Raw genomic sequence first — 26,658 nt, 5'->3', positions numbered from 1 at the left:
CGGCCCGCGTACTGATGCGTGGGGCTGTTCAGGTGCCGATGAGGCCGCCGTCGTCCTTGGTGATCACGACCACGCCCGAGCGCGGACGGCCGGCCGGCAGCGGCGTGACGCCGTCGGATGCGACGCTCCACTGCCCCTGCGGCCAGTTGGAGTACTCGGTCGGATTGGTGTAGGTCGCATCCTCGCCCGGGTGCTGAACGCCGACGAACATGGTCTTGCCGTCCGGGCTCATGGTCACGCCGGTGACTTCGCAGTGATTCGGGCCGGTCAGGAAGCGGCGGGTCTCGCCGGTGGCCGGGTCGGCGCAGACCATGCTGTTGGCACCGATATTCACCCAGTTGCCACCGCCGTCGCCCTGCTGGTCGGTCTGCACCCACATGCGGCCGAAGGGGTCGAACCAAAGACCATCGGGCGCACCATAGTCGGCGCTGCCATTGGGGCTGTCCACGATATTGCCCTCGTACTGGGACTTGGGCGTCAGCGTTGTGGTGGCGCTGTCACCGGCCTGCACGAACAGATCCCAGGCGAAGCTGGTAGCCGTGACGGTGCGGCCGCTCTCACGCCAGCGGATGATGTGGCCGTACACATTGTTGGCGCGCGGATTGGCCGCATCGGTCAGAGGACGGGCCGTGCCACCGGCGGTGGAGCCGTCCGGATTGTTGACCTTCACGCCACCGCTGCGACCCCGGTTGCTGTTGTTGGTCAGCGTGCAGTAGACCTCGATCTCCTGGAAGCCCTTGATGCGCGGGCGAGCACCGGTCCACTCGGGACGGTCCATCATGGTGGCGCCCACGGCGTCGGCGGCCATGCGGGTCTTGATCAGGATTTTGGCCAGCACCTCGGCGTCGTTTGCGCCCATGAAGTTGGGGTTGTCACGCAGGGCCTTGCCGTCCACGCCAACGGTGCCCGGCAGCAGCGCAATCCACTGACCGCTGAGGTTGGCATCGAAGCGCGCCACATACAGCACGCCGCTGTCCAGCAGATTGCGGTTGGCGGCCCGGTTCGTGGGGTTGTACTTGCCCTCGCAGACGAATTTGTAGATGTACTCGCTGCGCTCGTCATCGCCCATGTAGAAGGCGATATTGTTCTGCGCATCGACCACATACTGGGCGCTCTCATGCTTGAAGCGACCCAGGGCGGTGCGCTTGATGGGCGCCGCACTCGGGTTCATGGGATCAATCTCGACCACCCAGCCCTGCAGATTCGGCTCCAGCGGGTTGCTGCTCACATCAAAGCGCGGATCGGTCTCGTGCCAGCGGTAGCCGAAGCCCGTGACGCTCACGCCATAGCGGTTGAAGTTCTTGCCATCCTCGCTCGCGCCCACCGCCGGCAAGCTGCCGCTGCGGCTGCCGAAGTAACCGTTCCAGTTCTCCTCGCAGCTCAGGTAGGTGCCCCAGGGGGTCACGCCGTGGGCGCAGTTGTTGATCGTGCCGTAGGCGGTGTAGCCGTCGTTCAGCGTGCCGGTGTCCACCGAGCCCGCGGGGGTGATGCTGAACTTGCGCGACTTGAGCAGGGCGTGGCCGGCGGCCGGGCCACTGACCTTGCACAGGGTGTTGGCAGTGATGCGGCGGCCGAAGGGCGAGTTCTTCACCACCTGCCACTTGCCATTGCTGCGGCGGATCTCCAGCACCGAGACGCCGTGCGCGGCCTGCGACTTGCGGGTCTTGGCAATGTTGTAGCCGGCGGACATGCCGTTGCTGTAGAGGATGTCCTCGTGCGTGTACTCGTTGTTGGCGCACAGAATGCCGCGCTCGCTGCTGGGCAGACCGCCCGCGCCGGCAAAGGGGAAGAAGTGCATGCCGTCGGTGTGGGCGCCGTACTGGCGCTCCTGCTGCGAGGCGCTCTCGCTGGCATCGCCGGCAAAGGCCGTGCCGCCGGGCATGATGGGGTCGCCCCAGGCCACCAGGAGCTGGGCGGTGTAGCCGGTCGGCACCACCACCTTGTCCAGCACGGCCGTGGCCGAACCACCCAGGCTGACGTTCAGGGCGCGGGTGCTGGCCGGCACGCTGCTGAAGCCAATGGGCTGGCTCAGGGTCGAGCCGGTGTTGGCCTGCACGGTCTGAACCAGACCGCCCAGGGTCAGGCCGCCGGCCGCGGCCAGGGCTGCGCCGCCGACCGAGCTCTTGACGAAGAGCCGGCGGCTCGCGTCGACCTGGTCGATGACATCGTGGATGGAAGCATTGCCAGACGGGTTCAGCGTCTGCTCGTTACGGGGGTGCTTGCTGCCCTTCATCGCTGCGTTCTCCTGCCAAGTGGGGGGGATCAAAACCTCCCGGACTGTGGACGCGCAGGACTGCAGGCCCGTGACGGGGGTCTGGGCCTTTCGGGCCACACCCCCCGCGATCAGGGGGCCAGCCACGCGTGCCGCGCGGCAGTGCTCGCAATCGCGGCGGCGGCGGTCGCGGTCGCGTCATATGGCGGCGGCACCATCACACGCCCATGTCTCCAGCCCCTCCCGCCCCCGCTGCGGACCGTCTCTTCATCAGCGTGGCAGCCTTGTGCGAGCCCCTGCTGGAGTTCACCCTGCTCAACGCCATCTCGCAGGCGCGACATCCCGAGCGTCTGGTGTTCGGGCTCGTCGAACAGCAGTGGCCCGAGCACCGCCCGGCGCTCGACCAGCCCGAGCTGGCCCCAAGGCTGCGTCGCCTGCAGCTGCACCCGCTGGAAGCGCGTGGCCCCTGCTGGGCACGTGCCCTGGCCATGAGCCTGTACCATGGCGAGCGCTGGTTCCTGCAGATCGACGCCCACAGCTGCTTCGAGCCGGGCTGGGATGAGCGCCTGATCGCCTGGGGCCGGGCCTGCGAGCAGCACAACCCCAAGTTCCTGATCAGCGCCTACCCCAACCCCTTTCGCATGGTCGGGGGCAACCCCTTGCCCGAGCCGGTCACGCGCGGCGTACTGGCCCATGTGGTCAAGAGCGGCTGCACATTTGCCGACGAGCACCCCACCCTGCTCTTCGAAAGCGTGCCGGTGGACAGCGAGCAAGCCGTGCTGGGTCTGCATGTGGCGGGCGGCTGCCTGTTCGGGCCGGGTCATCTGGTCCAGGCCCTGCCCTACGACCCATATCTTTACTTTCACGGCGAGGAGCAGGCCTATGCCCTGCGCGCCTGGACCCGCGGCTGGGACATCTTCCACATCCCCGATCTGCCCCTGTACCACGCCTATCTGGACCCGCAGTCGCCCCCCTCACGCCCCCTGCACTGGTCGGCGGAGCTGGAGGCGCTGCGCGGCCGCACCCAGGCCAGCGCCGCCGCCCTGCAAAGCGCAGCGGCAGCGCGGCTGCGCGCCCTGCTCTGGGAGGGGGCGGACCTGGGTGTCTATGGCCTGGGCCAGGTCCGCAGCCTGGAGGACTATGCGGCCTTCAGCGGCATTGACTACCGCGCCCGCCGCATCCATCCCGGGGCCTACAAGGCCCGCTTCGGCTACTGAGCCGGGCTGACAAAGGCTGGGGCAAACAAGGCCGCTTACTGCGCCCCGCCTCCCGCCGCTGCGGCGCCTTGCTGAGGCTGGGCGACGCTGCTCTCGTCCCCTGGGGGCTGACGCAAGGCATCCAGGCGCGCGCGCAGCGCCTCGGCACTGTCCTGGGCCCGCACCGCGCCCCAGCCCAGCAGGGGTTCGCGCTGCAGATTCAGCTCGGCCGGGCTCTTGGCCAGCCAGCGATCCACGGCTTCCATGCCCAGACCATGCAGGGCCTTGTTGCGCGTCTCGGCCTGGCTCAGGGCCTGGGTGCGCCGTTCCAGCAAGGCGGTCAGGGCGGCATTGCTCTGGCGCAGCTCGGCCTGCTCGCGCCGCAGCTGGGCCAGCTGCTGCTGCATCAGCTGCTCGCGCTCGCGCGCCTCGGCCTGGGCGCGGTTCAGGCGCTCGCCGGCCTCGGCCAGCTCGCGGCGCAGTTGCTCCAGCTGCTGTTGCTGGCTGGCGATCTGGCTGCGCTGCTGCTGGCTGGCGCCTTGGCTCTTGAGCAGCTGCTGGGCCTGCGCCTCGCGCTCACGCTGCCACTGGCTCTTCTCGGCCTCCAGGCCTTGCAGCTGCGACTGGGCCGCCTGCAGGGCCGCCTGCGCACGCCGCAGCTGGGCGCGTTCGCGGTCCTCGGGCTTGCCGCCGCCCTGGGCCTGGCAGAGGCCGGCCAGCAGGCTCAGCAGCAACAGAGGCAGCCCCTTGTGCAGGGCGTTCAGGCATGTCTTCATGGGACGCTCTCCTTGGTGCGCGGCCACTCGCTCAGAAGCGAGCGCTCAGATCCAGCTGCAGCACGTCGATCTTGAGCCAGGCGCTGGACAGGGTGCCGGTGGTCGTGCCGTCGCCCAGCTTCACGCGCACGCCGTCATCCAGATTGCGGCTGCTGGTCAGACGCAAGCCCAGGCTGGCGCGGCGGTCAAAGGCATAGCTGCCCCCGATCTGCCAGCCCTTGTAATTGGTGCCGCCCAGATGCCAGGTGGTGTCGGTGAAGCCATCGATCCAGGCGTCGCGCTCAAAGCGGCGCAGGGCCACAAAGGCGTTCCACTGGCCGGCACTGGACAGGCTGGGATGCCCCAGGTTCAGGCGCAGCTGGGTGCCCGTGGTCTTCTCGGCCAGGCTGTCCATCAGCGGCCCGCTGGCCGCCGCGCGGCGCTTGATGTCGGCCAGATCAAAGCCGCTGTTGCGCACATAGTCCAGGTTGATGCCCAGTTCCAGCGGCGCCAGATGGCGCAGCACCAGGCCCGTACTGAGGTTCAGGGGACGGAACTTGGAGGCCAGGCCCCAGACCGGGCCGCCGTTCGTGCAGGGCGCCGGCACATTGGCATTGCCCTCGCTGCCCGCGGGGCAGAGATTGATCAAGGTATTGCCCTTGAGTCGCACATTGGCCGGGTACTGCGAGGGCAGATAGGTTCGCGTGCCCGCCACCGGGCTGCCCGCAGCCGGCGGCAAGGCCGTTTCGCGGCGCCCCTCCACATCGCGGAAGTCGTAGGCTGCGAGCGCCACACGCCACTGCGTATGACCATCCAGGGCCCAGTCCAGGCCGGCCTGCAGGCCATACAACCACTTGTCCGCACGCGAGGTGCCGAACTCCTCCAGCGAGAACGCGCCGGCATTGGCAAAGGCGTACACGCCCGGCGCCAGATCCAGCTCGCCCTGGCCCGCCACGCCCTCCACACCCAAGTCATCCGGCCACAGCAGATCGCTGCCGTAGAAGGGGCGGTCCATGCGACCGGCCAGCAGGCGCAGATTGTGGCGCGGCTCCCAGCGTATGAAGGCGCGGTCCAGCATCATGGCCGAGCGGTTGAAGTGACTGCCCAGGGTCTGGGAGGCCGAGCTGGGCCCGCTGCTGCTGCCGGTGCTCAGGCGTATGCCGGCCTGCACATCATCGGACACCTTGGCCGTGACCCCCAGGCGGGCACGCAGGGTCATGCGGCGCCGGTCTATCGTGGTGTTGCTGATATCGGGCGCCCAGGCCGGCGAGTCGCGCTGCACCCGGTAGCACTCGGCGGGCACGCCGCCGCCCACGCTGTAGCAGGGGTTGGCGGCGGCACCGGCGGCATAGCGCGGGGTGCCAAAGTCCTCCATCTGCCAACGCACGCGCACATCGCCCTCGACCTGCAGACCCTTGACCCATTCCGGCAGGCCGCGCGGGTCGGCCCAGCGCTCCTCACGGGCCGTGGCCAGCACCTCGTTCTTGACCTCCTCGCGGATCTGCGCCCGCAGGGTCTCACTCACATAAGGCACACGGATCACATTGGCCGGCGCGGCCGAGGGCGCGGGGGCGGCGGCCGCCGGGGCCGCGGCCACCGAGGGCGCCGGGCTGGCCTGGGCCTGCTTGAGCAGGGCATCCGCCCGCTCGCGGCTCAGCAGACCCTGGCCCACCAGGGCCTCGATCAGGGCCAGGGTGGTGGCGCGCAGCTGCTCCAGCTCGCGCCGCTCATCGGCCTGGGCCAGGGGCGAGAGCAGCGCGCCGGCCAGGGCTAGGCACAGGCTGCGGCGCGCAAAGGGGAACTTGTTCTTCAGGACGTTCGTCATGGTCATGCGGACAAAGTGAATCGGTGCCTGCGCTAGCCCAGGGGGCGCAGCTGCAGGCGAAATTTCATGGGCTGGGCCGCGGCCGCGGGCGGCGGCGGCAGCTTGAGCGAGCGCGCCGCCTCGTCCAGGGCCGCATTGAGTTCGGCATCCAGACGCACATCGCCGGTGCTTTGCAAGGCATGGCGGGCAATCGAGCCGTCGCGCTCCACCCAGACGCGGAACTCCGCCAGGGCCTCGGAGCGCTCGCTCTTGAGATGTTTCTCCAGCGCATCGCGCAGCAGCTGGCGCGCGGTATTGGCAAAGAAGCGCTCCAGCGCACGGTCGCTGCCGCTGCCACTTTGCGCAGCCCCGGTGGCGGGCGTGCCACCGATGTACTCGTTGCGCACCGGCCCCGCCGCAAAGGCGCTGGGCCCATCGCCGGCCGCGCCCTCCATCTTGATGGGCTCGTTGCGCGGCTGCGCGGCCTCGGCCGGCTTGGGCGCGGACTCCGGCATGGGCTTGTTAGGCGCATCCGGCGGCGGCTTGATCTCCTTGGGCGGCGGCGGGGGCGGCGGCGGCGGCTGATCGGGCAGCAGGCTGATCTTGGCCACCTGGCGCTTGGGCGCCTCGGGCTGCCCGCTGAGCTGGCGCACCCACAGGGCCGCGCCCACGACCAAGCCGCCCACCAGCAGAGTCAGCAGCAGCTTGATGGCGATCTGGCGCCCGCGCGCGGGCTGCAGTGAATCCTCGGCCAGGTCCATGCTCAGCTCCCGATGCGCGAGGTCACCAGGGCCATGTTCAGCCCCAGCTTGTTGCACAGATCCACCACCTGCACCACCGGCTCGTAGTGCGCGCGGCCATCGCCCTTGATGGCCACAGTCAGCCCCGCATCGCGGGCCTTGGCGGCCAGCAGCTGCTGCTCCAACTCGGCCGCGCTGACGGGCGCGCCGTTGAGCATCAGCTGCCCGCCGGGCATGACCTGCACGATCTTGAGCTCATGCTTCTCGGTGCTGGGCTTGTTGCTGGGCTTGGGCAGGGTGATGGACAGGCCCTGCACCGAGGCCGTGGTCATCAGGATGAAGACCACCAGCAGCACATAGGCCAGGTCCAGCATGGGCGTGACATTGATGGTGTCGTAGGGCTTGGTCTCGTTCTGGACTTGCATCTAGGCCCCCGCGCGCTTGGTCACCAAGCCGATCTCGGTGATGTCCAGGGCCTTGGCCCGCTCCAGCACCTCCATCACCTTGTCGTACTGCGCCCGGGCATCGGCCTTGAGCACCACCGGCAGGGCCGGGTTGGCAGCCTTGTACTGGGCCAGGTTCTGGCTGAGCTGCTCCATGGTCACCGGATAGGCGTCGAGATAGACCGAGCCGTCTTCGGTGATGGTGATGGCCCGGGTCTGGGGCTTGGCCAGATTGCCCGCCGCCTCGGTCTGCGGCGAGTTCACCTTGACGCCCTGCACCGAGGCCGTGGTCATGATGATGAAGGTGACCAGCAGCACATAGGCCAGGTCCAACATCGGCGTGATGTTGATGTCGTCGTAGGGCTCGTTGCCCTGCTTGAGATCGGCTGCCATCGCGCGCTCAGCGGCCGTAGTCCTCGGCCACGCGGGTGATGAACTCGTCGACGAAGATCTGCATGTCCGCCGAGATGTTCTTGATGCGCGAGGCCAGGTAGTTGTAGCCAAACAGGGCCGGGATGGCCACGCCCAGACCGGCCACCGTGGCCAGCAGGGCCGCCGCAATGCCGGGCGCGATGGCGTTCACGTTCACATCACCCGCGGCCGCAATCGCCGCGAAGGTGATCATCACGCCCACCACCGTGCCCAGCAGGCCCAGGAAGGGGCCACCCGAGATGGCGATGGTCAGCAGCACCATCTGCGAGTTCAGCTTGTGGGACTCGCGCACCATGTCCGCATCCACCGCGGCCTTGACGGCATTCAGCGAGGCATCGCTGAGGCTGCGCGGCGTGGCCGCCATGGTGTCAGCAGGCGGCTGGGTGCCGATATCGCGCTTGTTGAGCTCGCGCACGCCGGCGCTGTAGAGCCGGTAGAGCGAGGAGTCGCCATGCTCCTGGCCGCCCAGATGCAGCAGCTCGTCCTTGGCCGTGCGAAAGCGCTGCAGAAAGCTGCGGTTGGCGCGGTCGGCCTTGGACACCATCATGGCCTTGACCACCATCACCCAGCAGGCCACCACGAACATCAGGCCGCACAGAATGATCACCACCCAGGCGTCGGTGGTGAGGTTCTTCACCAGAATGCCCATATAGCCCTGCTCGGCGCCCGCGGCACTGTCCGCGGTCTCCATGCTGCCCTTGAGCGCCTGGCCCTCCACGCCCTGGGTGGCGACCGACAGCGCCAGCCACTGCGGGGAACGCAGGGTGGCGGCCATCTGCAGCTCGTCCATCAGGCCCTTGAGGCCCTCACCCAGGCGCAGCTCGCCCTCGATGGCGGGCGTCTGGGCCGCCACCTGGGCCACCGGCTTGCCATTCAGATAGAGCTGGGCCTGGCCCTGGCCCAGGGTCAGGGCCAGGTGTTGCCAAGCCCCGGCGTTCAGGCTGCCGCCGCTCAGGCTGGCCGCGCCCACACGGGCTTGCAGACGCCCCTCTTGCAAGGACAGGCTCAGCACGCCCTGCTGCAGCAGCAGGCCGTCGCCCAGGGTCTCGGGCTTGAACCAGAGCGTCAGCGTCAGCGCGCCACCGGCCGCCACCCGCACCGCGTCCTGGGCGGCAAAGCGCAGGGGCTGCCCCTCCAGGCGCGCGGCACTGCCCAGCAAGCCCGCCTTCTCCACATTCAGCGGGGCCAGGCTCTTGAGGCGGCCCTGGGCATCCTGGCCATCGGCCGTGCCCAGATGCAGGGCGCTCAGCGTGGCGGCGTCAAAGCCGCTGCCCGCGCCGGCCTCCACCGTGGCCTTGGCATTGCCGGCATAGATATGCAGCTGGGTCTTGTCGCTGCCCGGCGCCACCTGGGGCAGCTGCACCCAGATCAGGGCCAGCTCATTGACGGCATCGAAGCGCTCCACGCGAAAGGCCAGCGGCGTCTTGTCGTCGCCGGCCAGCACGCGCAGATCGCTGCCATCGTCCTTGGCGGCCAGAAAGTCGAAGTTGCCGCTGTGCAGGCGCACCGCCAGCGGCAGGGCCTGCACCGGCTGGTCCACGCCGGCCACCGTGGTGTCCAGCACCAGGCGGCTGCGCTGGGGCCAGTCGGCATTCCACCAGGCATGGGCGGCTGGGCTCAGCAGCGCGAAAGAGAGAAGAGCAATCAGGTAGCGCATGGTCATCATCAATCCAGAAAAACGCATTCGGTCTCGGTGGGCTTCACTCATTCCCCGCTGCTGCCAAAGCCCAGGAACTCCAGCAGCAGATTGCGGCGGGGGCGGCGCTTGCGGTTCTCGTCCTCGTCGCCGGACGCGGCCTCACGCTTGCCGCCCTCGGTGGCGGCCGGTGTGGGGGGGGTGATGGACGGTGGCGGTGGCGCCGGGGCGGCCAGGTTGGCGCCCTGCACCGCGCCGGTCGCGGCAATGTTGTCGGCACCGCGCACCACCGTGGCACCCAGGAAGAGATTGCCGGCGGACTTGATGCCCGCATCACCGGCATTGATCTCGCCCAGCGGGGCATACAGATCCAGGGCGCTGCCCTTGTCCAGCACCGCGATGCCGCTGCCGCTGAAGGAGCCGCTGGTGTCCACCACCACCCGGCCCTCGCGGTCCAGGGTGTAGACGGGCGGCGGCGCGCCGGTCACGGTCTTGGCGCCCCGGCCCGCATCCAGATTGCCCAGGCCCGCCCAGAGCAACACATCGCCCTGGGCCAGGGTGAAGATGCGTGACTGGTTCACTTCCACGCTGTCGCGCACCGCGGCCTGCACCGCGCCACCGGCCACGCTGACGATGCCCACATCGGCCGCGCTCTTGCCGCTCTGGCCGGCCAGATCGCCCACATTGATGCTGCCGCCCGGGGCCAGCAGGGTGATGGCCCCGCCCTGGGCCGTCTTGACCTGGCTGTTGGCCAGCAGGATGCGCCCGTCGCGGGCCTCGGCCTGCGGGTACAGCCCCTGCATGGCCTGATAGCCGCGCAGATAGGCCGCGCGCTCGCCCGCCGCGGCCGCCCGGCCCGCGGCCTGCAGCTCGCGCATCAGGGTCTGCTGCAGGAAGATCAAGCGCTGGGCCGCCGGCAGGCCGGCGAATTCACGCCAGGCCGTGGCCGCGTCGCGCGGCGCACCGCCCAGACGGGCATTCACAAAGTCACGCAGGCCCGCCATGTGCGGCGACACCGCCAGCAGCAGCTGTTCATAGCCCTGCGGCCCCAGGCTGCCGGCCTTGGCCAGCAGGGCCGCGCCCAAGGCCTGGCCTTGCAGGGCCTCGCGCAGCTCCTGGCGGACCGCGGCCTGGGCCTCATCGCGCGCCGCCGGCTCCGCCGCTTGCAAACGCGGCTCACCGGCCAGGAACTCAGAGCCGGCCAGGGGCGGGCGCGCCACATCGCGCCCGCTGCCCGTGACCCGACCGGCGGCCACGGCCTCGGTGGCGGCGCGGCTCTGTGCCTCGGCCAGGGCCAGGGCCTGCTGCAGATAGCGCTCGCTCTCGACGGCCAGCAGACTCTCGCCCACCAGGGCCTGCACCCGGGCGCGCTGCTCCTGCGGCTTCAGGGCCGCAAAGTCCTTGGCCTGCTTCTGAGCCTCGACCGCGTCCAGGGTCTTGCCCGTCTCGCTGAGGGCCTTGAGCTGCACCGCCAGCAAGGCGCTGTGATGCTGCAGGCCCGCGCCCTGCAGGGCATAGGCCCCGGCCTGGGCCAGATCGGTAGGCTGGTAGGCGCTGACCAGGGTCAGGGCCGCCCCGCCCGGCTGCAGCAGGGTGGCGTTGTTGACATTGCCCTCGCTGAGCAGGCCTGTGCCGCCACGCAGATCGGCATCGCGCCCCGCCAGCGCCAGCACCTCGCCCGGCCCGGCCACCCGCAGACCACTGATGCTGCTGCCGTTGAGCAGCAGGTCTCGGCCGGCCTGCAGCAAGCTCAGCTCCCCCGCAGCCTGATGCTGCACATTGATGGTCGCCAGCACCAGATCGCGACCCGCCTGCAGCTGCAGGGGGCGGGCGCTGAAGCTCGAGCCCTCCAGGCGCAGCGAGTCCGCGGCCGAGACCAGGAGCAAGGGGCTGCGATCGCTCGCGTCCAGGCCCTCGGGGCTGCTGCGCCACTGGCCCAGCAGCCGCTGCAAGCCGGCCTGGGCCAGGGGCTGGGCCTGGCTCTTGTCCTCGGCCCGGGTGGCGCCCACCCAGAGCCCGCCAAGCAGGCGCAGCTCATCACGGGCCAGCAGGCTCAGGCGGGCCTCGCCCACGGGCAGCTGAACCAGGGGCTTGTCTAGGCGTATACCGCCGGCCGGCGCGGCCAGGCTCAGGCTGTCGGGCAGTACGTTCTCGCCCGCGCCCGTCATCACCGCCGTCACCCCGCTGGGGCGCTGGCCGCTCAGGCTCAGGTCCCCGCTGACGCTCAGCAGCCTGGCCTGGGCCCGGTCCGCCAAGCCGGTGACCGCCGCGGTGCGGGCCTCGCCAGCCGCCGTCTCCGTGCCCTGGCGCAGGCCGCTGAGCAGGGCCGGGTTGCTGAGGCTGCCCAGCTGCAGATCGCTACCCGCCTGCACCGACCAGCGCGTATCCAGATGGAAGAGCTGGGGGCCGGCATAGGCCAGCGCTCTCCCGCTGCCGCCACCGATGCCCGCACCCGCGCTGAGGCTGGCCTGGGCACCGCCCGCGTTGTAGAGGCCACCCAGCACATCGCGCCCGGCGCTGGCGCTGAGGCGGCCGCCCGGCAGCCAGGCTCCGGCCTCGGGCAGATAGTCCTTGCTGTCCGGTGTACCCACGGCCGCCAGGCGATAGCCGCTGGCCGGGGTGGACAGCTCCAGGTCCACCAGATCGCGGCCGGCGCGCACCGCGATATCGCCGCCGCCAAAGGAGGCAATGCCCTGGGCGAACTGGTCATAGCGCGACCAGAACATCAGGCCCAGATTCGGGTTTTGGCTGCTACCCAGGCTGAGCTGACGCCACCACCAGTCGGCCACATACTGAACGCTGGTGGGTTGGCCGCCAGCGCTGGGGTATTTGTAGCCGGGCAGGCTCAGCACATCGCGCCCGGCCTGCAGAGAAATGGCGCCGGCGTGATCGAAGAAGGGGCCCAGATTGCCGCTGGGGCTGTTGGGAATCAGCTGATCGCTCAGGCGCAGGCCCAGGCGGTTCAAATCCTGGGTGCTGGGCGCCGGCAGGGCCTCGCCCGTCGTGTAGATGCGCACCTGGCCGTTGCGGCCCTGGGCATTGAGCGCCACGCCCAGATTGATGTCGCCCGCGGCGGCCATGGCAATGCTGCCCGTGGTGCTGCGGATGAAGACGATGGGCGGCGTGGCCGTGGCGCTGCTGCCGGGCCGGCCGATGATCAGGTTGCCTCCCGCGTTGGCGGCCTCGTTCACGGCCAGCGGATCGGCCGCCGCGAGATCGGCGCCCGCCACCAGGCGGAAGGACGCCGCCCGGCCGGCCATGGCCACGCCATTGGCCGCAATCGCACGCTTGTCCGTGGCGCTGCGGGCCGCGGCAAAGCCGTCGCTCAGGCTGTTGAGCAGGGCCAGGTCGCCACCGGCGCGCAGGCTCAGACGCATGGCCTCGCCCACGCGGCTGCCGCTGGCCGGCACCAGATTCCACTCGCTTTCCAGGCTGAGCCGGCCGGGGCTGCGGATCTCCACGCCCGGCGCCACCGTGAGCCGGGCCGCCAGCTCGGCATTGCCACCGGCCAGCTCGGCCGCGATGCGCTGCGTCTGCGCGGCACGCGTACCCACAAAAGCCAGGTTGTCCGCCTCCACCTGGGAGGGCTTGAGGATCTTGGGCGGCGGCGTGGGCACCGGCGCGGGTGTGGGGGCCGGTGGCTTGGGCACCGGGGCCGTTGTCGGGGCCGGGGTCGGCGCGGGACCGGGCCCGGGCGCCGGAGCCGGCGGAGTGGGCGCCGCGGTGGGGGTCGGTGATGGCAAAGGGCCCGGCCCGGGTGCCGGGGGCGTGGGAGCCGGCGGGGTGGGAACGGCCGTGGGCGGAGGCGTAGGTGCCGCGGTGGGCGGGCCGACCGGCGGCGCCGGCGGCTTGTTGCCTATGGTCGTGTTGTTGCCATTGCCGGCCGAGGCCGTGGCGGGCTCGGCCGCGGCCGCGATGCGCACCGCGCTCAGCAGGGCCGGCGGCACCTGGCCGGCGGGCAGCTCGCTGCCCAGCATCAGGGACTGGGCGCCGGCCAGCTGGGCCGGCTTGGGGCCCACCGGCGGCGGCGGCGGCTTGACGCCTATCGTGGTTCCCGCGCCATTGCCCGGCGAGGGTTCGGTCGGCGGTGTGGTCGGTGCGGGCGTGGGAGCCGCAGTCGGTGCGGCGGTTGGTGCAGCAGTCGGTGCAGCAGTCGGTGCAGCGGTCGGAGCGGCCGTCGGGGCACCCGTCGGAGCCGCCGTGGGCGCTGCGGTGGGCGATGCCGTCGGTCGGGGCGTTGGCGCCACGGTCGGCGTGGGCGTGGGCAGGGCCGTCGCCGTCTCGCTGATCAGGGTGATGTCCTCGTAGCGCCGCACCGCCTCCACCTCGATGCGGCGCACCGCCTCGAAGCTGGCGCGCAGGCGCTCCACCGCCACGCCCGTGCCGCCGCGCTGGCTGCCGCTTTCCGTGACGCCGGTGCGCGCGGCCCGCAGCAGGACCTCGCCATCGCGCCCGCCCTCGCCGCCTGGCGTGGCCAGCCGGCCCCCCTCTTCCAGACTGATGCGGCCGGCGCTGCTCATCAGGCGGATCTCGCCGCCATCGGCCGCCTCGCCGCGGTTGGCGGCCAGCAGCTGGGCGCCCGCCATCAGGCGCAGATCGCCGCCGGCGGCCACCTGGACCAGGGCACCGCGCTCGGCCTCGGCGCGCAGGCTGCCCTGCAGCTGCACCGCCCCTTGGTCGGCGGAAAGCTCCAGGCGCCGGGCGCGCAGCTCGGCGCCCGCGGGCAGGCGCTGATCGCCCTGGCGGTTGCGCACCGAAATCTGCTCTCCAAACTGCCCGCCCTCCTGGCCCAGCTGACTCGCCAGCGCGCCCAGGTCCAGGGCCTGGCGGCTGTCCAGCAGCAGACGAGCCTCCTGGCCGCGCAGCTGCCCCTGCAGTTCCAGGCGGCCCTGGGCCGCCGACAGCCGCAGCTCGCCGCCCGCGGCGCGCTCGGCGCCGCTGCCGCCGCCCGAGACATCCAGCCGCGCCTCGGGCGCCAGGACCATGTCCCCCGCGGCCGAGCTGGCCAGCAGACGGCCGCCGGGGGTGTTGACGCGCTGCTGCGCCAGCTCATGGCTGCTGCCTTGCAAGAGCGTCTGGGAGCCGCGCTCGAAGCGCAGCGCACCCTGGGCCTGCAGCTGCAGCTGGCCCGAGGGCAGCTCGATGCGCGTGCCCTGGCGCAGCTCGCGGGCGCTCAGGCTCAGCTGTGCGGCCTCGCCGGCCGCCTCGGCCGGCGGCGCCCCAGCGGCCAGCGCCTGGGTCTGCAGCTGCATCAGGCCACCCGCCTGCAGCTGCTGCCGAGCCTGCGCATCGGCCACCAGGCGCGGGGCGCTCAGGCTCAGATCACCGGCCGTCTGCAGGCTGCCCGCACCGCTCAGGCGGATCTCGCTGCCTGAGCTCAACTCGGCTGCGGCCAGGCCCTGAAGCTGCACGCTGCCGGGGCCGATCTGCAGGGGGCCCTGCAGGGCATTCAGGCTCAGGCGCGCGCTGCCGCCTTGCAGGGGCTGGTCCGCGCTGCCGCCGCTATTGCTCAGGCTCAGACGGGCCGCGCTGGCGCTGGCCTCGCCACCCTCGCGCACGCTCAGGCGCTGGGCGTCCAGCAGCAGCTGGCCCAGGCCGGCACCGCCCAGACGGGCACCGGCCTCGAAAACGATGTCCCCATAGCTGCGCAGGGCCAGACTCTCGGCCGCCAGGAACTGCGAGAGCTGGCTGGCGCCCAGGCGCAGCTCACCCGGTTGGGTCGGGGCCGCGCCCTCACCGATGAGGATGCGGCTGGCGCCCAGGCTCAGGGCCTGCACCTGCAGCGCCGCCTCGGCGCCCAGGTCCAGCCGGCCCGCGGCCTCCAGGCCCAGGCTGGCACCCGCCAGCCGGACGCTCTGGCCCAGATTCAGTCGGCCCTGGGGACTGGCGCCGGACTCGCTGCGCAGCAGCGTCTCGCCGCCGCCCGCACTCAGCTGCAGCGAGGCCCCGTCGCCCTTGATCTGCAGCGTCGCCGGGCTCCCCTGCTCCGCCGGCCGTGGCGCGGGAGCGGCGGCCTGCAGCTGCACGCCCTGGCCCAGGCTCACGGTCTCGCGCGCCAGCAGCTTCAGATCGGCAAAGCCCTGCAAGCGGGTTCCGGCCTCCACATCCAGCTGGCGGGCCCGCACATCGGCCAGGTTCTGGCCCTTGGCGTCCACGGTGCGCAGGGCGCCCAGGGTCAGAGAACCCGCGCCCGAGGCGGCCAGCTCGTCGGCGGCCAGCCACAAGGTGTTGGCCGGCAGATCGGCCGGGCGCGCGGCGGCGCTGGCGCCCACACGCATCTGCTCGGCCGCAATCGCCAGGCTGCCAGCCTGGCCCTTGTCGGCGGCCGTCAGGCGCAGCTGGGCCGCCAGGGCCAGCTGCTGGGCACTGAGGTTCAGATGGCCCGCATCGGCCACCGAGGCCGGCCGCGGCTGACCCTCGCGCTGGGCCTGGGCCTTGAGATAGGCGTCCAGATCCAGGCTGCGGATCTCGGAGGACTTGCGGGCCGTGGCCGAGGGCGTGAACACAAAGCCCGCCAGGCGCCCTTCCACGATGTCCGTGCCGGTGCTGGCCAGGCGTGCGCCGGCCAGCAGGGCGCCGTTGTCGCGCCGCTGCTCGGTGCCGGCGGCCACCGGCGTGTCCGAAGCCGCCTCGGGCCGCACCAGCACGGCGCCGGGCAGCAGGGCATAGCGGGCCGGCAGCACGGCATAGCGCCCGGGGGCCAGGACTTGCTCGCCCAACACCAGGGCGCGCTCCAGCACCAGCTCGCGGCCGGGCAAGGCCGTGATGCCGGCCTGGGCCATATGGTTGTCCAGCGGCGCCAGGGTCTGACCGGGCACGATGGCAAACGCGCCGCTGCGGCCATCAAAGCTCTCGGCAAACACATCGCGCGAGCCGCCGGGACCGGCCACGAATTCCAGGGCCTGCAGGCTGCCGCCGCCGCCCAGATCCAGGCTGGCCTTGGCGCTGCCCTGGGCCTGCAGCTCCAGGCGCGGGGCCTGCAGATCGATCTGCTTGGCCGGCAGGGCCTTGAGGGCCTGACCGCCATACTGCCAGCGCTCGCCGCCCACGGTGCTGCCGTAGAAGACCGTGAGGCCCTCGCCCGAGACGGAGCTCTGGCTGCGCGGTGTGAGCAGCAGCCGCTCGCTGGCCTGCAGGCTCAGCTGGCCCAGGGGCGCGCGCAACAAGCCGTCCTGCACGATGTCGCGGGCCTTGAAGCTCAGGGCCGCACCGGCGCTCAGCGGCGTGGCGGGCGTGGCCGTGCTGCCCTCGGGGCGGGTGATCAGCAGGTCCTGCCCCAGCGCGTCCAGCTCGAAGCGGCTGGCGCTGCTGCCGTAGATCTGGGCGGCGCTGAGGGTGATATGGGCCTCGGCCTTGAGCGAGCCGCGGTTGGCCTTGGCCGGGTCGGCGCTGCTCTGGGCATGCAGGCGCATGTCGCCCGCGCTGACCAGTTCCAGCGCGGCCATGCCGCCCAGCTGCTGATGGCCGAAGACATCCAGGCTGGGCCCGCGGGCCTGTAGCGTGAGGCGGCCGGTGCCGCGCCCGGGGGCGCTGCTGCCGGGCCGGGCATCGCTGCTGCTGCCCAGGGCCACGCTGACGGCGCTCAGCCGCGCCTGGCCATTACCCTCCAGCAGCAGCTGGGGACTGTCCAGCACCAGACGGCGCGCCAGCTGCAGATCGAGATCGCCGCCTAGCACCAGGCGGTCCTGGCTGCTCAGGCTCAGATCGGCCAGGCCGGCCGAGAAGAGTTCGGTGCCCAGCTGCACGGTGCGCACACCGGCCAGGGGCTGGGGCTGGGCCTGGGCCGCGCCGCCTTGCAGCAGCAGTCGGTGCGCCAGGGCCACGGTTTCGCTGCGTCGGCCCACGCTGATGGCCAGGGCGCCCTGAGCGCGCTCGGGGCTGCCGGCGCGGGCCTCGAAGCGCCCGGCCAGCAGGCTGTCCTGGCTAGCATTGCTGAACAGGTCCACGCTCAGCCGGCCGGCATGGCTGCTGAGCAGCTGCCGACCCTCGGGCAGGGCCGGGCCCCGGGCGGTGGTGGCGTCCAGGGTGGCGCTGGCGCCGTCGGCGCGAATCAGGGCGCCCTGGGCCCAGTCCAGGCTCTGGGCGCTCAGGCTGACCTGACCGCCGTCCAGCACACGGCCGCGCAGCAGCCCGTCGCTGGATGGCAGGGGCAGCAGCCGGCCAGACACATCGATCACGGCATTGCGGCCCAGGCTCAGACGCTGAGACTGCTGCGCGGTCTCGCCGCTCTGGCTCAGGCTGAGCTGGCCGCCGGCCGCTTGCAGCTGGCCGTCCACACGCAGATCCGCGGCGGCCCGCAGGTTCAGGCTGGCCAGGGGGTCCAGGCTGATGCGGGCGCCCTCCTCCACCAGCAGCCGGCCGCTGCCGCCCACCGCGGCCTGACCGCTGGCCAGCAGGCTCAGATGCACGGGGCGACGCAGGGCATCCTCCTGCTCGCGCGGCGCCGCGCCCAGCTCGGCCAGCAAGGCTCCGCTGGCCCGGGCCTGGCCGCTGTTCGGGTCCAGGCGCAGCTGCTGATCGCTGGCACCGTGGTTGAGCAGGCGCGGGCTGAGCACACTGCCGGCGATGAGACTCAGGCTGCGCTGCCCATCGATCTCCAGGCGCTCGAAGCCGCCCCGCGAGAAGAATTCCGTGCCCAGCTGCAGACGACCGGTCTCGGCCTGGCTGCTGCCACTGCCGCCGATCTCCACCTCGGCAGCGCGCAGGCTCAGGCTGCCGCCGCGGTTCAGACCCAGGCCCAGCAGACGGGCGCCCGCGATATCAAAGCGCTGGGCCTGATCTCCCACCATGCTGCTGCGCAGCTCGATGGCGCCGGCCGCGCCGGCCACGACCCGGCCCGTGCCGGACACCGTGGCGCCGCCCGAGACATCGAGCACCGTGTCGCGGCCCAGGGCCAGACCGGCCCCGGAATTGAGCCTGAGACTGCCGCCCTCGGCGCTGGCCTGGGGCTGGACGCCGTCGCGCTCCTGATTCACGAGGCGGCCCGCCAGCTCCAGGCGCACCCCATCGGCCACCACGATGTCTCCGGCCTGGCTGCCGGCCTGCTCGGGCCGGGCCACGGTCTGGGCGCTGAGCGTGCCGCCGGCGCTTTGCACATCGGCGGCCAGACGGATGCCCTGCGCGCCGCGCGAGAACAGGCTGAGCTGGCTGCGCGGTGCCAGGCGCAGGGCCTGCTCCACCACGATATCGCCGTCGCTGGCCAGGGCGTAGCGGCCAAAGCCCGACGCGTCCAGCCGTCCCAGATCCAGCCAGCTGCCCGTGCCGCTGGCGGCCGGCGCGGCGGCGCTGCTGCCCAGCAGCAGCGTGTGCTGCACGCCGGTGGCCAGGGCGCTGGCCTGCCCCAGCTGCAAACGGCCCGGCGCGGCCAGCTTGTCCAGGCCCTCGCGCTGGCGCTCACCCACCAGGGTGCGGGCCAGCATCTCGCCGTCCAGGCGCAGCTGGCTGCCGGCCACCCGTAGGCTGCCGGCGGCCTGCCCCTCCTCATAGCCGGCCAGGGCCAGGCTGGGGCCCAGCACAAAGCTGCGCGCGGCACCCCAGCGGCCGAAGTGACGGTAGACGGCATTGGACAGGCCCACATAGGCCTGATCCGCGGGCGCGTCGTTGAGGTCGTAGAGCAGGCCATCGGCCCCGCGCAGCTGGCTGGGCTGGGTGATGGCGGCGGTGTAGCGGATGCGGCCGCCCGAGAGATCCAGGCGCGAGCCGGCATCGGCCTGCACCAGGCCGGCACTCTCCAGCATCAGGCTGCCGCCGCCGGACAGACGCTCCTGCACGCTGCGCTCCACCGCGTCGCGATAGCTCTGCAGGCTGCCCAGGATCTTGGAGTCCTTGCGGATGTCCAGCGTGACCTTGGCGCGGTAGAGCAGACCGTCCTTTTGCAGCGGCGCGTCCTTGAGGTCGTTGGCGCCCAGCAGCTCGGTCGTCACATAGTGGCGGCCCGCCGAGACCTCGGTGTCGCGCGTGCCCGAGAGGTCGATGCTCACGCCGCGCCCCAGGCTGAGGCTGGCCGTGGCGTCGAAACGCGGGATGTCGGGCTTGGGCAGGGACAGGGCATGGCTGCCCGGGGTGTCCGGCACCTCGTAGACAGGCACGGTCTCGGCGCGCAGGCGCACGCTGGCGCCGGGCGCCACGATGCTGGCGCCGGGGCCACTGCCGGACCCAGCACTCGGCTCGGCGCCCTGCAGGCTGATGCTGCGCGCGCTCATCTCGATGCGCGAGGGCGTGAAGCCGGCGCTGTCTGTGCTGGTGGCCGAGGAGGCCTCGGGCGTGATCTCGATGCGGCTGCTGCTGCCCAGCACCAGGCTGCCGCCCTCGCGGGCGCGCTTGAACACACTGGACGCGACGCTGCTGGCGCTGGCCTTGCCGCGTGCCAGCAGGAAGACCGAGCCGTTCTCGCTCACGCTGGTGCTGGCGCTGATGCGGCCCATCTGGTTGACGGCCATGCCCACCAGGGTGGTGTTGCCCCGGGCGCTCAGGATCTCGCCCAGCTGGTCCACCCGCCCGGCCTCACCGCCCACCTCGACCAGCAGGCCTCTGAGGGCCGGCACGGCCGCGTTGTGCTCGGCCGCATAGAGCTTTTCGGCCGTGGGGGCCTGCAGATAGACCTCGCTGCCGGCGGCCAGCACGGTCTGCCCGCCTGGCGTCTCGACGCGTCCGGCCTGCTTGACCTCCTCGGCGAACAGGAACACACGGCCGCCATTGGGGGTGCGGATCTCGGCGCCGGGCTGGACCTCGACAAAGCCCGAGCCTTCCTGCGTGGCGGGCAGTCCCAGGGGGTCGCGCCAGAAGCTGCGCTGGGCGCCGTTGATGCTGCGCGTGAGGCCGTTGAGAAAGTCCTCGTTGTCTACATTGAGCGTGGAGGCCACCAGGGCGCCCACATTCACCTGCGCGCCGCTGCCGAACAAAATGCCGTTGGCATTGAGCAGATAGACATCGCCGCCCACGATGCGTGCCGGCTGGCCGGCCGCGGTGTTGGGATTGGGCACGGTGGCAGTCAGCGCACCAAAGATGGCGCTGGGCGCCGCGCCCTTGTCCACACGGTTCAGGGCCGCTCCGCCGCTGGGCAGCATGAACTCCACCTTGCTGGCCGCGCCGATATCAAAGCGCTGCCATTGGTAGATCTCGCGCGCCAGGCGCTGCTCGATGATCTGGTCCACGCCGCCCCGGGCATTGGGGCGCTCCGTCAGGCTGCTGCGCGCGCCGTCCTCATACTTTTCACGGCTCTGCTGCCACTTCAGCGCCGGCACCGGCACCGCATTGAGCGCCGGCACCGGCGGCCGCACACCGGCCACGGGCTGGGCCTGCAGGGACTGCAGGGGCCAGATCGCGACCAGGGCAAGAACCAGCGGCCGCATCGCACGCGGCGTGTGCGAGGAAACGGAGAGGTGGTGGCGGGCGGGGGCGATCATGGGCTGTACGGCGGCAAGAGAGTTCTGGGGCTCAGAGCTGGGCGCTCAGGCGCACATGCAAACGGGGCTCGGACTTGGGACTGCGCGCGGTGGGCTTTTGCGGCCAGGCCAGGTCCACTTCGGCGCGCAGCTTCTCGCCGGCCTGCAGGCGCAGGCCCAGGCCGCTGCCCAGCAGGGGCAGGCGCGATGCCTGCTCGGGCAAAGGCCACAGCACATAGGCCCGGCCCACATCCACAAAGGCCAGCACACTCAGCTCGCGCCACAGGCTGTTCTTGGCACCGCCCAGATTGGGGCTGCGCCACTCCAGCGAACCCAGCAGGCCCTGGTCACCCGTGACCTCGGACTCCAGATAGCCCCGCACCGTCTCGGCCCCGCCCAGGGCGAACTGCTCGCCCGAGACCAGGGGCTGGCTGGCCAGCTGCCAGCCCAGACGCAGGCCCAGGCTGCCGGGCAGGCCCAGGGCCTGCAGGCTGCGGCTGGTGCGCCAGTCGCCGCGCCAGTGGGCAAAGCTGCCATCGGCCTCGAAGCGCTTGCACTCGAACTGGTCGACCGGGCCGATATTGCCGGGGCAGTCCACATCGCGCTGCAGGATGCTGCGCGCCGCAAAGGTGAAGCTGCTGCTGAAGCTGGTCTGATTGCGGCCCTCGAACCAGCTGCCGCTATAGCTCAGCTGCAAGGGCAGGTAGCGCAGCGGCGTGGACAGAGCGCTGTCGCCCGACTGCAGACGCTCGCGCACATTCTTGTAGTCGCCGCCCAGGCTCAGGCTGTGCACCGAGTCGCTGAGCTGCAGGCTGCGCGACCAGCGCAGACCCAGGGTCACGCCCTTGCCAATCACCGAGGTCGTGCCCAGGGGCTCCAGCAGACTGTCCGACCAGACCAGGCTGGTGAGCAGCTGGTCCTGGTGGCGCTCGCCACGGCCTAGGGGCAGGCTGTAGTTGAGCAAGGCCAGCTTGGACTGCTTGGGCGCCTCGGGCGCGGTGATCAGGCTCAGCGCGATGCTGTGCTCGCGCTGCCAGAGATTGTCGTAGCGCAGGTTCAGGCTGGCCCGCAGCGGCTTGGTATCGGCCGAGTGGCGGTTGTTGAGCTCCACGCTCACACCGGCGGGCAGCTGGTCGGCCACCTTGAGCTCGGCCTCCACCGTGCCGGGCGTGAGGCCCGGACGCAGCAGGGGCTGGATCTGCCGTTCCTCGCGGCTGAGACCGGCCAGCTGGCGCTGCACCTCGTTGAAGTCGGGCACGCGGCCCGGCGCCAACTCGTGCACGCGCTCGCGGATCACGCCCTGGTCGAAGTAGCGCGCCCCGGTCACGCGCAGGCGCTCCACCCGGCCCTCAATTACGCGCAGCCGCACCAGACCGCCATCCACGCGCTGCTCGGGCACGTCGACAAACACGGTCAGGTAGCCGCCCTGCTGGTAGCGCTTCTCCAGCGCCTCGCGCGCGGCCTCCACATCGGCAATGCTGCGCCGCTCGCCCATGAAGGGCATGACCGCACGCTCCACCTCGGTGACCGGCAGCACGGTATTGCCCTCGATCTCGAACTCCAGAATGTCAAAGCGCGGATCGGCGGCCGGCGTGGCGGCGGCAGCGGCCGGCGCTGGCTGGCCCTGGGCCGCCGCCAGACCGGCGGCCGACAACCCCAGGGCGGCGCACAGCGCGACCTGCAAGACGGTGGGAGAAGAAAACCTCGCGCGCGGCGAGGTTGCGTGAGTGCTCATGGCGATCAGTGTGGTCAAGCGCGGTGACGCGCCGATGGAGGGGGTGTGGCCCTTTAGGACTACGGGATTCAGGCCCCGCCGCGGACGCCGGAGGCGCAGGCAAGCCCGGCCCCAACGGACGGGGGACAGGTCTTGCTCAGGGAGATAAATCAAGGGCCGCAGCCGCGGCCCAGCCCGGCCCGGCCGGGCCTTAGCCGCCCGCCGCCTGCTGGCGACGACGCCAGGCCAGCAACCCGGCCAGGCCCAGACCCATCAGGCCCCAGCTGGCGGGCTCGGGCACGGCGCTCACGGGGTTCAAGCCCGCGGCCACGCTATTGGTGCCGCCCAGGCCGGGCAGGCCGCTATCCGGCAGCACCAGGGAACTCTGGCGATAGCCCTGGTACTCGCCGGCCAGCGCGCCCTGCTGCAGCAGCAGGGGCAGGAAGCGATCGGCGGCCAGATAGTCGGTCAGGCTCATGCGCAGCATCCCCGCCGCCGTCGTGGCCTTCACGCCGGCCTTGTCCAGGGTGTAGCTCAGCAGGAACTTGCCGGCATAGGGCGAGCTGGCATTGGCGGCGGGGTCCACATAGGTGAAGCCCCAGTAGCCGTCGGCACCGAGGTTGTCGAATTCGTCGACGGTGACTTTGGCCGTCTGCGTCGTACTTGATCGGGTGACGTAGTAGAACCAGGAGGACTCGTCCAGCCTGTTGCCCACGGTGAAGCCTGCCCTCTGGGTGGTTGTGCCATTGAGGCTCTCGTCAAGCGAGACCCCGCTGGCCTGCTTGCCAAAGTAGGCACGCTTGTTACTAACGTCCAGGGATGTCGCCACATGGCTGCCATTGCTTGCGTAATCATTCAGAGGCACAGCATGGGTGCCGCTCACATTCGACTCCCTGATGAAGGACTCGAAAACGGCTTCACCAATGGCATTGGTGAAGTCCTGGTTGGTCCAGTCGCGCAGCTTGGCCTCGGTGCCTTGGGTCAAGGTCGTGAACAGACGCTTTTGCCCCGCCGCGAGGCCGCCATTGTTATCGGCCGCCAACACCACCCAGCGCAGCTTGTTCCGGCTGCTCATGCCCAGGAAGCTGTCCCAGTTCGCATCGTCCACCGGCTTGAACCATTGCATGCCAGCATCCTGCTGGGCATTTATAAAGAAGCTCTCCACATCCAGGCCGAGGTCCAAGGTGTAGGAGACCTTGGCCTCGGGATCAAAGACCGAAAGGAACAACTCGGGGTTGTTCAGCACCGCTTGGCCATTGGCATACCTCGCCCCGGCAGCACCCGACTGCGAGCTTGAGCCGGAGCCAATGGCAGCGTGAACATTCACAGCGCACATCAAGAGCGCGAGTGCGGGTAAGGCGATGTACTTCATTTCCGAAGGTTCTCTCATACGATGCTGCCGCTGAAAGCGGACAGCATCAAGTCAATCGGGTGTCGGAGCCCTTGCAGGCCCCGACACCCTGAGGGCCGCCACGAGGTGCGGCCTGGCTCAGCCCATCACTTGACGGCAGTCACCGGCTGGCAGCTGTTGGCGGCGCGGGTCACGCGGGAGCCAAAGGTGACCTCGTTGGCCGTGCCCACACCAAACTCGCCGGCATAGGAGTCCGGCAGGGCGGCCACGCCGTTCTGGTTGGCGCTGCTCAGGCGAGCCAGCGAGTCGGCCTTGGCCATGCGCTCGGCCAGCTTGGGGATAAAGGCCTGCTGTGCAGCGCTCAGGCCCGAGACATAGTCGGTCTTCCACTGCACGGTGGACTCGAAGAAGTAGTCATAGCGGCCGGACTTGGCGGCATCACGCGAGGGGAAGGTGCCCTCCAGGCGCACATGCTTCCAGTTGTTGCTGCCGGGCACGTTCTCGCGGGACACATGGCCGATGGCGTAGCCGCCGGCCTTCTGGGCGGCGTTCAGGCAGGAAACCACATCGCCGGTGCCCGGGCCTTCGAAGACGAAGGTGCTGCCGCTGGGCATGGGGCCATTACCGGCACCACCGCCCATATTGTCGACCAGGTAGGTCGCCAAGGTCTTGCCGCTGACGGTCTTGCCCGTGAAGGCCGAGATCTGCTCCGGTGCGGCCGAGGAGGAGAAGTCCACCGTCGCGGGACTGACCCCGGCGCTATTGCAAGGAATACCCATCAGATGGGCGTTCGCGGCGGCCTGGGTGCCGGAGCCGGCCACGCGGCGGCAGATATTGACCTGGGTGTCCAGCTTGGCGGCATTGGCGCTCAGCAGGCGCCAGTTGGCCTCGGTGCCCGCGAAGAGGCTGCGGGCCTCGGCATAGCCGATGCTGGGCACGCAGGGCTCATCGGCCGACGCGGTGGTGCAGGCATTGCCGGCGAAGTCCTTGCGGCCGGCCAGGCCCTGCTTGGCGAACATATCGTTGTACAGGGCGGTGTTGACGGCAATGCCGAACACGGTCTGCACCACGGGCTTGATGGTCAGCTCACCCTGCTGACCGGCCGAAAGGCCGGCCGGCGGGTAGATGTCATCATCGGTGTCAACGGGGTCGGCAGGCACATTGATGCCCGTGAACAGACCCGGCTCCACATCCGAGACGCCGACCATGGGGCGCACATTGCGGGTGGGCGCGCAGGCGGTGTAGACACGGTCCGCCGTGGTCTGGGCGCACTTGCTGAGGTCAGCCACATCCACGAAGGGGCGGGCATCACCGAAGTAGACCGGGAACACGCCTTGGGCGGAGCCGCCGGCATCGCTCTTGAAGAAGGCGACGGGGGTGTTGGCGGGCAGGCCCACCAGGGCGCCGCCGGCGGCGGTGACACGGCAAGTGATGGCCCAGAGGTTGCCATTGAAGGTAAAGCCGGAGCCGGATTCGGCCACGTTGTAGAGCGTGGTGCTGCTGTTGGCGGCCGAGCCGCCGCACACATCGTTCAGCACCAGACCGGCCACGGCGGCGCGCAGGGCGGAGGCGCCGGACATATAGATCTGCACGGTGCCGGCGTCATAAGGATTGACGGCCGGCGCGGCCAGTGCGGTGGAAGAGGACGCGACGGCCGCAACGGCCAGGGCGATGGAGCGAAGCTTCAACATGATGGAACAGTCCTTGTGAATCTTGGGAGGAACCCGCCCAGCGGCTCACGTCACCGCGAGCGCAGCGCAGGGCGGGTGGGGAACTAACTAATTGCTTGAAGCGAGAGCCGGGAATCAGCGACGCTCGTTGGTGCGGCGACGCACCACCAGACCCAGGGCCAGCAGACCGCCCAGCAGCATGGCGTAGGTGCTGGGCTCGGGCACGGCGGCGGCCATCAGCACGGCATTGCCACCCTGGTTGCTGAAGGTGAAGGTGGAGGCCACACCGCCCACGCTCTCAAAACGGTCCACCAGCACCTTGTTCAGCTGGTTGGTGCCCGAACGGGTCAGGTAGAAGAACTCCGAGGACTGGCCCACAGCATTGGCGTTAGAGAAGGTGCTGATGCCGTTGTAGAACTCGCCGCTGCCGGGCTGACCGAAATAGGCATTGCCGACATCGGTGTCGAAGTTGACGCTGGAGCCGTTGGCCAGAGTGCCATGGGTGCCGGTCACATTCAGCTGACCGAAAAAGGTGCCCAACTGCCCAGCGCTGATCGCGTTCGTGAACTGCTGGTTGGTCCAGTTGGGGATAGCGGCCAGGTTCTTGGGCGTGTTCAGCGCGGTGGTGAAGAGGCGCTTCTGACCCACGGCAGTGCCACCGATATCGTCCCAGCCCAGCACGGTCCACTTCAGGTTGCTGACGTTGGCCACACCCAGGAAGGTGTCCCAGTTGGCATCGCCGGACACGTTCCAGCTCAGCGAGGCCGCCTTGCTGTGGCCGTCGAACTGGGTCTTGAAGGCGTCGGCGAAGGTGCCCAGGTCCTTGGTGAAGGAGACCTTGTTGACGTCGTCAAACACCACCAGGGCCAGCTCGGGGTTGTTGCCCACTTCAATCTTGGCGAATGCCGGCACGGCGGCGCCCAGGGCCGCGGCGGCGGCGATCAGCTTCATGGTCTTGTTCATGATCAGTTTCTCCACAAATGGTTGGAACTCGAGAGGACAGTGCCGCCGAGAGCGCCGGGCCGATGGAACACCGACACAGCAGGACTCGGGGCGCCGCCTAAGGAGCAACCACTGGCGGTATCTGGTCGGAATCCCCGGGCCTGTGCGGGCTGGGGGAGGCGCTTGCCAGATATCGCGGCGGCCGCCGTCGGGCGGTGGACGCTCCCGCCAAGGGGGCGTCCCAGGGGGACAAAGAACTCAGGGACAAAACAGACAGGGCTTGGCGCCCCGCTGCTCCACGACCGCCATCTTGAACAGGCTGTGTGAAGAATTTCACGGGCAGCCCCCATGAGCCCAAAGGCTCATGAGCGCCATTCGG

At 70.5% G+C, this 26,658-nt stretch carries 13 protein-coding genes; 1 reads left to right on the top strand and 12 read right to left on the bottom strand.

Annotation, left to right across the window (positions count from 1 at the left end; genetic code table 11):
* Window positions 1-28: 28 nt before the first annotated feature.
* Window positions 29-2,233: a PhoX family protein gene (locus DFR39_RS18235; RefSeq protein ID WP_133605274.1), complete on the bottom strand. Its 2,205-nt coding sequence runs from the start codon at window positions 2,231-2,233 to the stop codon at window positions 29-31.
* A 206-nt stretch (window positions 2,234-2,439) separates the two neighbouring features.
* Here DFR39_RS18235 and DFR39_RS18230 point away from each other — a divergent pair, with 206 nt between their 5' ends.
* Complete coding sequence (locus tag DFR39_RS18230) at window positions 2,440-3,429, top strand: GlcNAc-transferase family protein (RefSeq protein WP_133605273.1); 990 nt, start codon at window positions 2,440-2,442, stop codon at window positions 3,427-3,429.
* Between the two features lie 35 nt (window positions 3,430-3,464).
* Here DFR39_RS18230 and DFR39_RS18225 read toward each other — a convergent pair whose 3' ends face one another.
* The 11 genes from DFR39_RS18225 to DFR39_RS20275 form a co-directional block, all read right to left on the bottom strand.
* A complete protein-coding gene (locus tag DFR39_RS18225; RefSeq protein WP_133605272.1) occupies window positions 3,465-4,184 on the bottom strand; it encodes a hypothetical protein in 720 nt (239 codons plus the stop codon).
* A 31-nt stretch (window positions 4,185-4,215) separates the two neighbouring features.
* Window positions 4,216-5,988, bottom strand: a complete 1,773-nt coding sequence (locus DFR39_RS18220; RefSeq protein ID WP_162849581.1) for a putative porin — start codon at window positions 5,986-5,988, stop codon at window positions 4,216-4,218.
* Window positions 5,989-6,020: 32 nt separating this feature from the next.
* Window positions 6,021-6,728 (bottom strand): TonB C-terminal domain-containing protein, encoded by a 708-nt coding sequence (locus tag DFR39_RS18215; protein ID WP_133605270.1) that lies wholly within the window; start codon window positions 6,726-6,728, stop codon window positions 6,021-6,023.
* A 2-nt stretch (window positions 6,729-6,730) separates the two neighbouring features.
* Entirely contained in the window at window positions 6,731-7,132 is a 402-nt protein-coding gene (locus tag DFR39_RS18210) for an ExbD/TolR family protein (protein ID WP_133605269.1), read from the bottom strand.
* Window positions 7,133-7,543, bottom strand: a complete 411-nt coding sequence (locus DFR39_RS18205) for an ExbD/TolR family protein (protein ID WP_133605268.1) — start codon at window positions 7,541-7,543, stop codon at window positions 7,133-7,135.
* 7 nt (window positions 7,544-7,550) lie between these two features.
* Window positions 7,551-9,239, bottom strand: a complete 1,689-nt coding sequence (locus DFR39_RS18200) for a DUF2341 domain-containing protein (RefSeq protein WP_133605267.1) — start codon at window positions 9,237-9,239, stop codon at window positions 7,551-7,553.
* Window positions 9,240-9,286: 47 nt separating this feature from the next.
* Window positions 9,287-20,623, bottom strand: a complete 11,337-nt coding sequence (locus DFR39_RS18195) for a filamentous haemagglutinin family protein (protein WP_133605266.1) — start codon at window positions 20,621-20,623, stop codon at window positions 9,287-9,289.
* A gap of 31 nt (window positions 20,624-20,654) precedes the next feature.
* Entirely contained in the window at window positions 20,655-22,337 is a 1,683-nt protein-coding gene (locus DFR39_RS18190) for a ShlB/FhaC/HecB family hemolysin secretion/activation protein (protein WP_133605265.1), read from the bottom strand.
* A gap of 190 nt (window positions 22,338-22,527) precedes the next feature.
* Entirely contained in the window at window positions 22,528-23,562 is a 1,035-nt protein-coding gene (locus DFR39_RS20280) for a PEP-CTERM sorting domain-containing protein (protein ID WP_246030887.1), read from the bottom strand.
* 251 nt (window positions 23,563-23,813) lie between these two features.
* On the bottom strand, window positions 23,814-25,358 hold the full coding sequence (locus DFR39_RS18180; protein ID WP_133605264.1) for a hypothetical protein: 1,545 nt from the start codon (window positions 25,356-25,358) through the stop codon (window positions 23,814-23,816).
* A 114-nt stretch (window positions 25,359-25,472) separates the two neighbouring features.
* Window positions 25,473-26,300: a PEP-CTERM sorting domain-containing protein gene (locus DFR39_RS20275; protein WP_133605263.1), complete on the bottom strand. Its 828-nt coding sequence runs from the start codon at window positions 26,298-26,300 to the stop codon at window positions 25,473-25,475.
* Window positions 26,301-26,658 lie beyond the last annotated feature (358 nt).

The sequence above is a fragment of the Roseateles asaccharophilus genome, from assembly GCF_004362405.1.
Classification (GTDB): Bacteria; Pseudomonadota; Gammaproteobacteria; order Burkholderiales; family Burkholderiaceae_C; genus Kinneretia; species Kinneretia asaccharophila.
The sequence above is the reverse complement of the archived record's forward strand: the minus strand, read 5'-3'. Positions and strand labels throughout refer to the sequence as shown.

Bases quoted from the DNA above. Each gene is read 5' to 3' on its own strand.
- DFR39_RS18235 (WP_133605274.1), bottom strand. From the start codon at position 2,233: ATGAAGGGCAGCAAGCACCCCCGTAACGAGCAGACGCTGAACCCGTCT.
- DFR39_RS18230 (WP_133605273.1), top strand. From the start codon at position 2,440: ATGTCTCCAGCCCCTCCCGCCCCCGCTGCGGACCGTCTCTTCATCAGC.
- DFR39_RS18225 (WP_133605272.1), bottom strand. From the start codon at position 4,184: ATGAAGACATGCCTGAACGCCCTGCACAAGGGGCTGCCTCTGTTGCTG.
- DFR39_RS18220 (WP_162849581.1), bottom strand. From the start codon at position 5,988: ATGACGAACGTCCTGAAGAACAAGTTCCCCTTTGCGCGCCGCAGCCTG.
- DFR39_RS18215 (WP_133605270.1), bottom strand. From the start codon at position 6,728: ATGGACCTGGCCGAGGATTCACTGCAGCCCGCGCGCGGGCGCCAGATC.
- DFR39_RS18210 (WP_133605269.1), bottom strand. From the start codon at position 7,132: ATGCAAGTCCAGAACGAGACCAAGCCCTACGACACCATCAATGTCACG.
- DFR39_RS18205 (WP_133605268.1), bottom strand. From the start codon at position 7,543: ATGGCAGCCGATCTCAAGCAGGGCAACGAGCCCTACGACGACATCAAC.
- DFR39_RS18200 (WP_133605267.1), bottom strand. From the start codon at position 9,239: ATGCGCTACCTGATTGCTCTTCTCTCTTTCGCGCTGCTGAGCCCAGCC.
- DFR39_RS18195 (WP_133605266.1), bottom strand. From the start codon at position 20,623: ATGATCGCCCCCGCCCGCCACCACCTCTCCGTTTCCTCGCACACGCCG.
- DFR39_RS18190 (WP_133605265.1), bottom strand. From the start codon at position 22,337: ATGAGCACTCACGCAACCTCGCCGCGCGCGAGGTTTTCTTCTCCCACC.
- DFR39_RS18180 (WP_133605264.1), bottom strand. From the start codon at position 25,358: ATGTTGAAGCTTCGCTCCATCGCCCTGGCCGTTGCGGCCGTCGCGTCC.
- DFR39_RS20275 (WP_133605263.1), bottom strand. From the start codon at position 26,300: ATGAACAAGACCATGAAGCTGATCGCCGCCGCCGCGGCCCTGGGCGCC.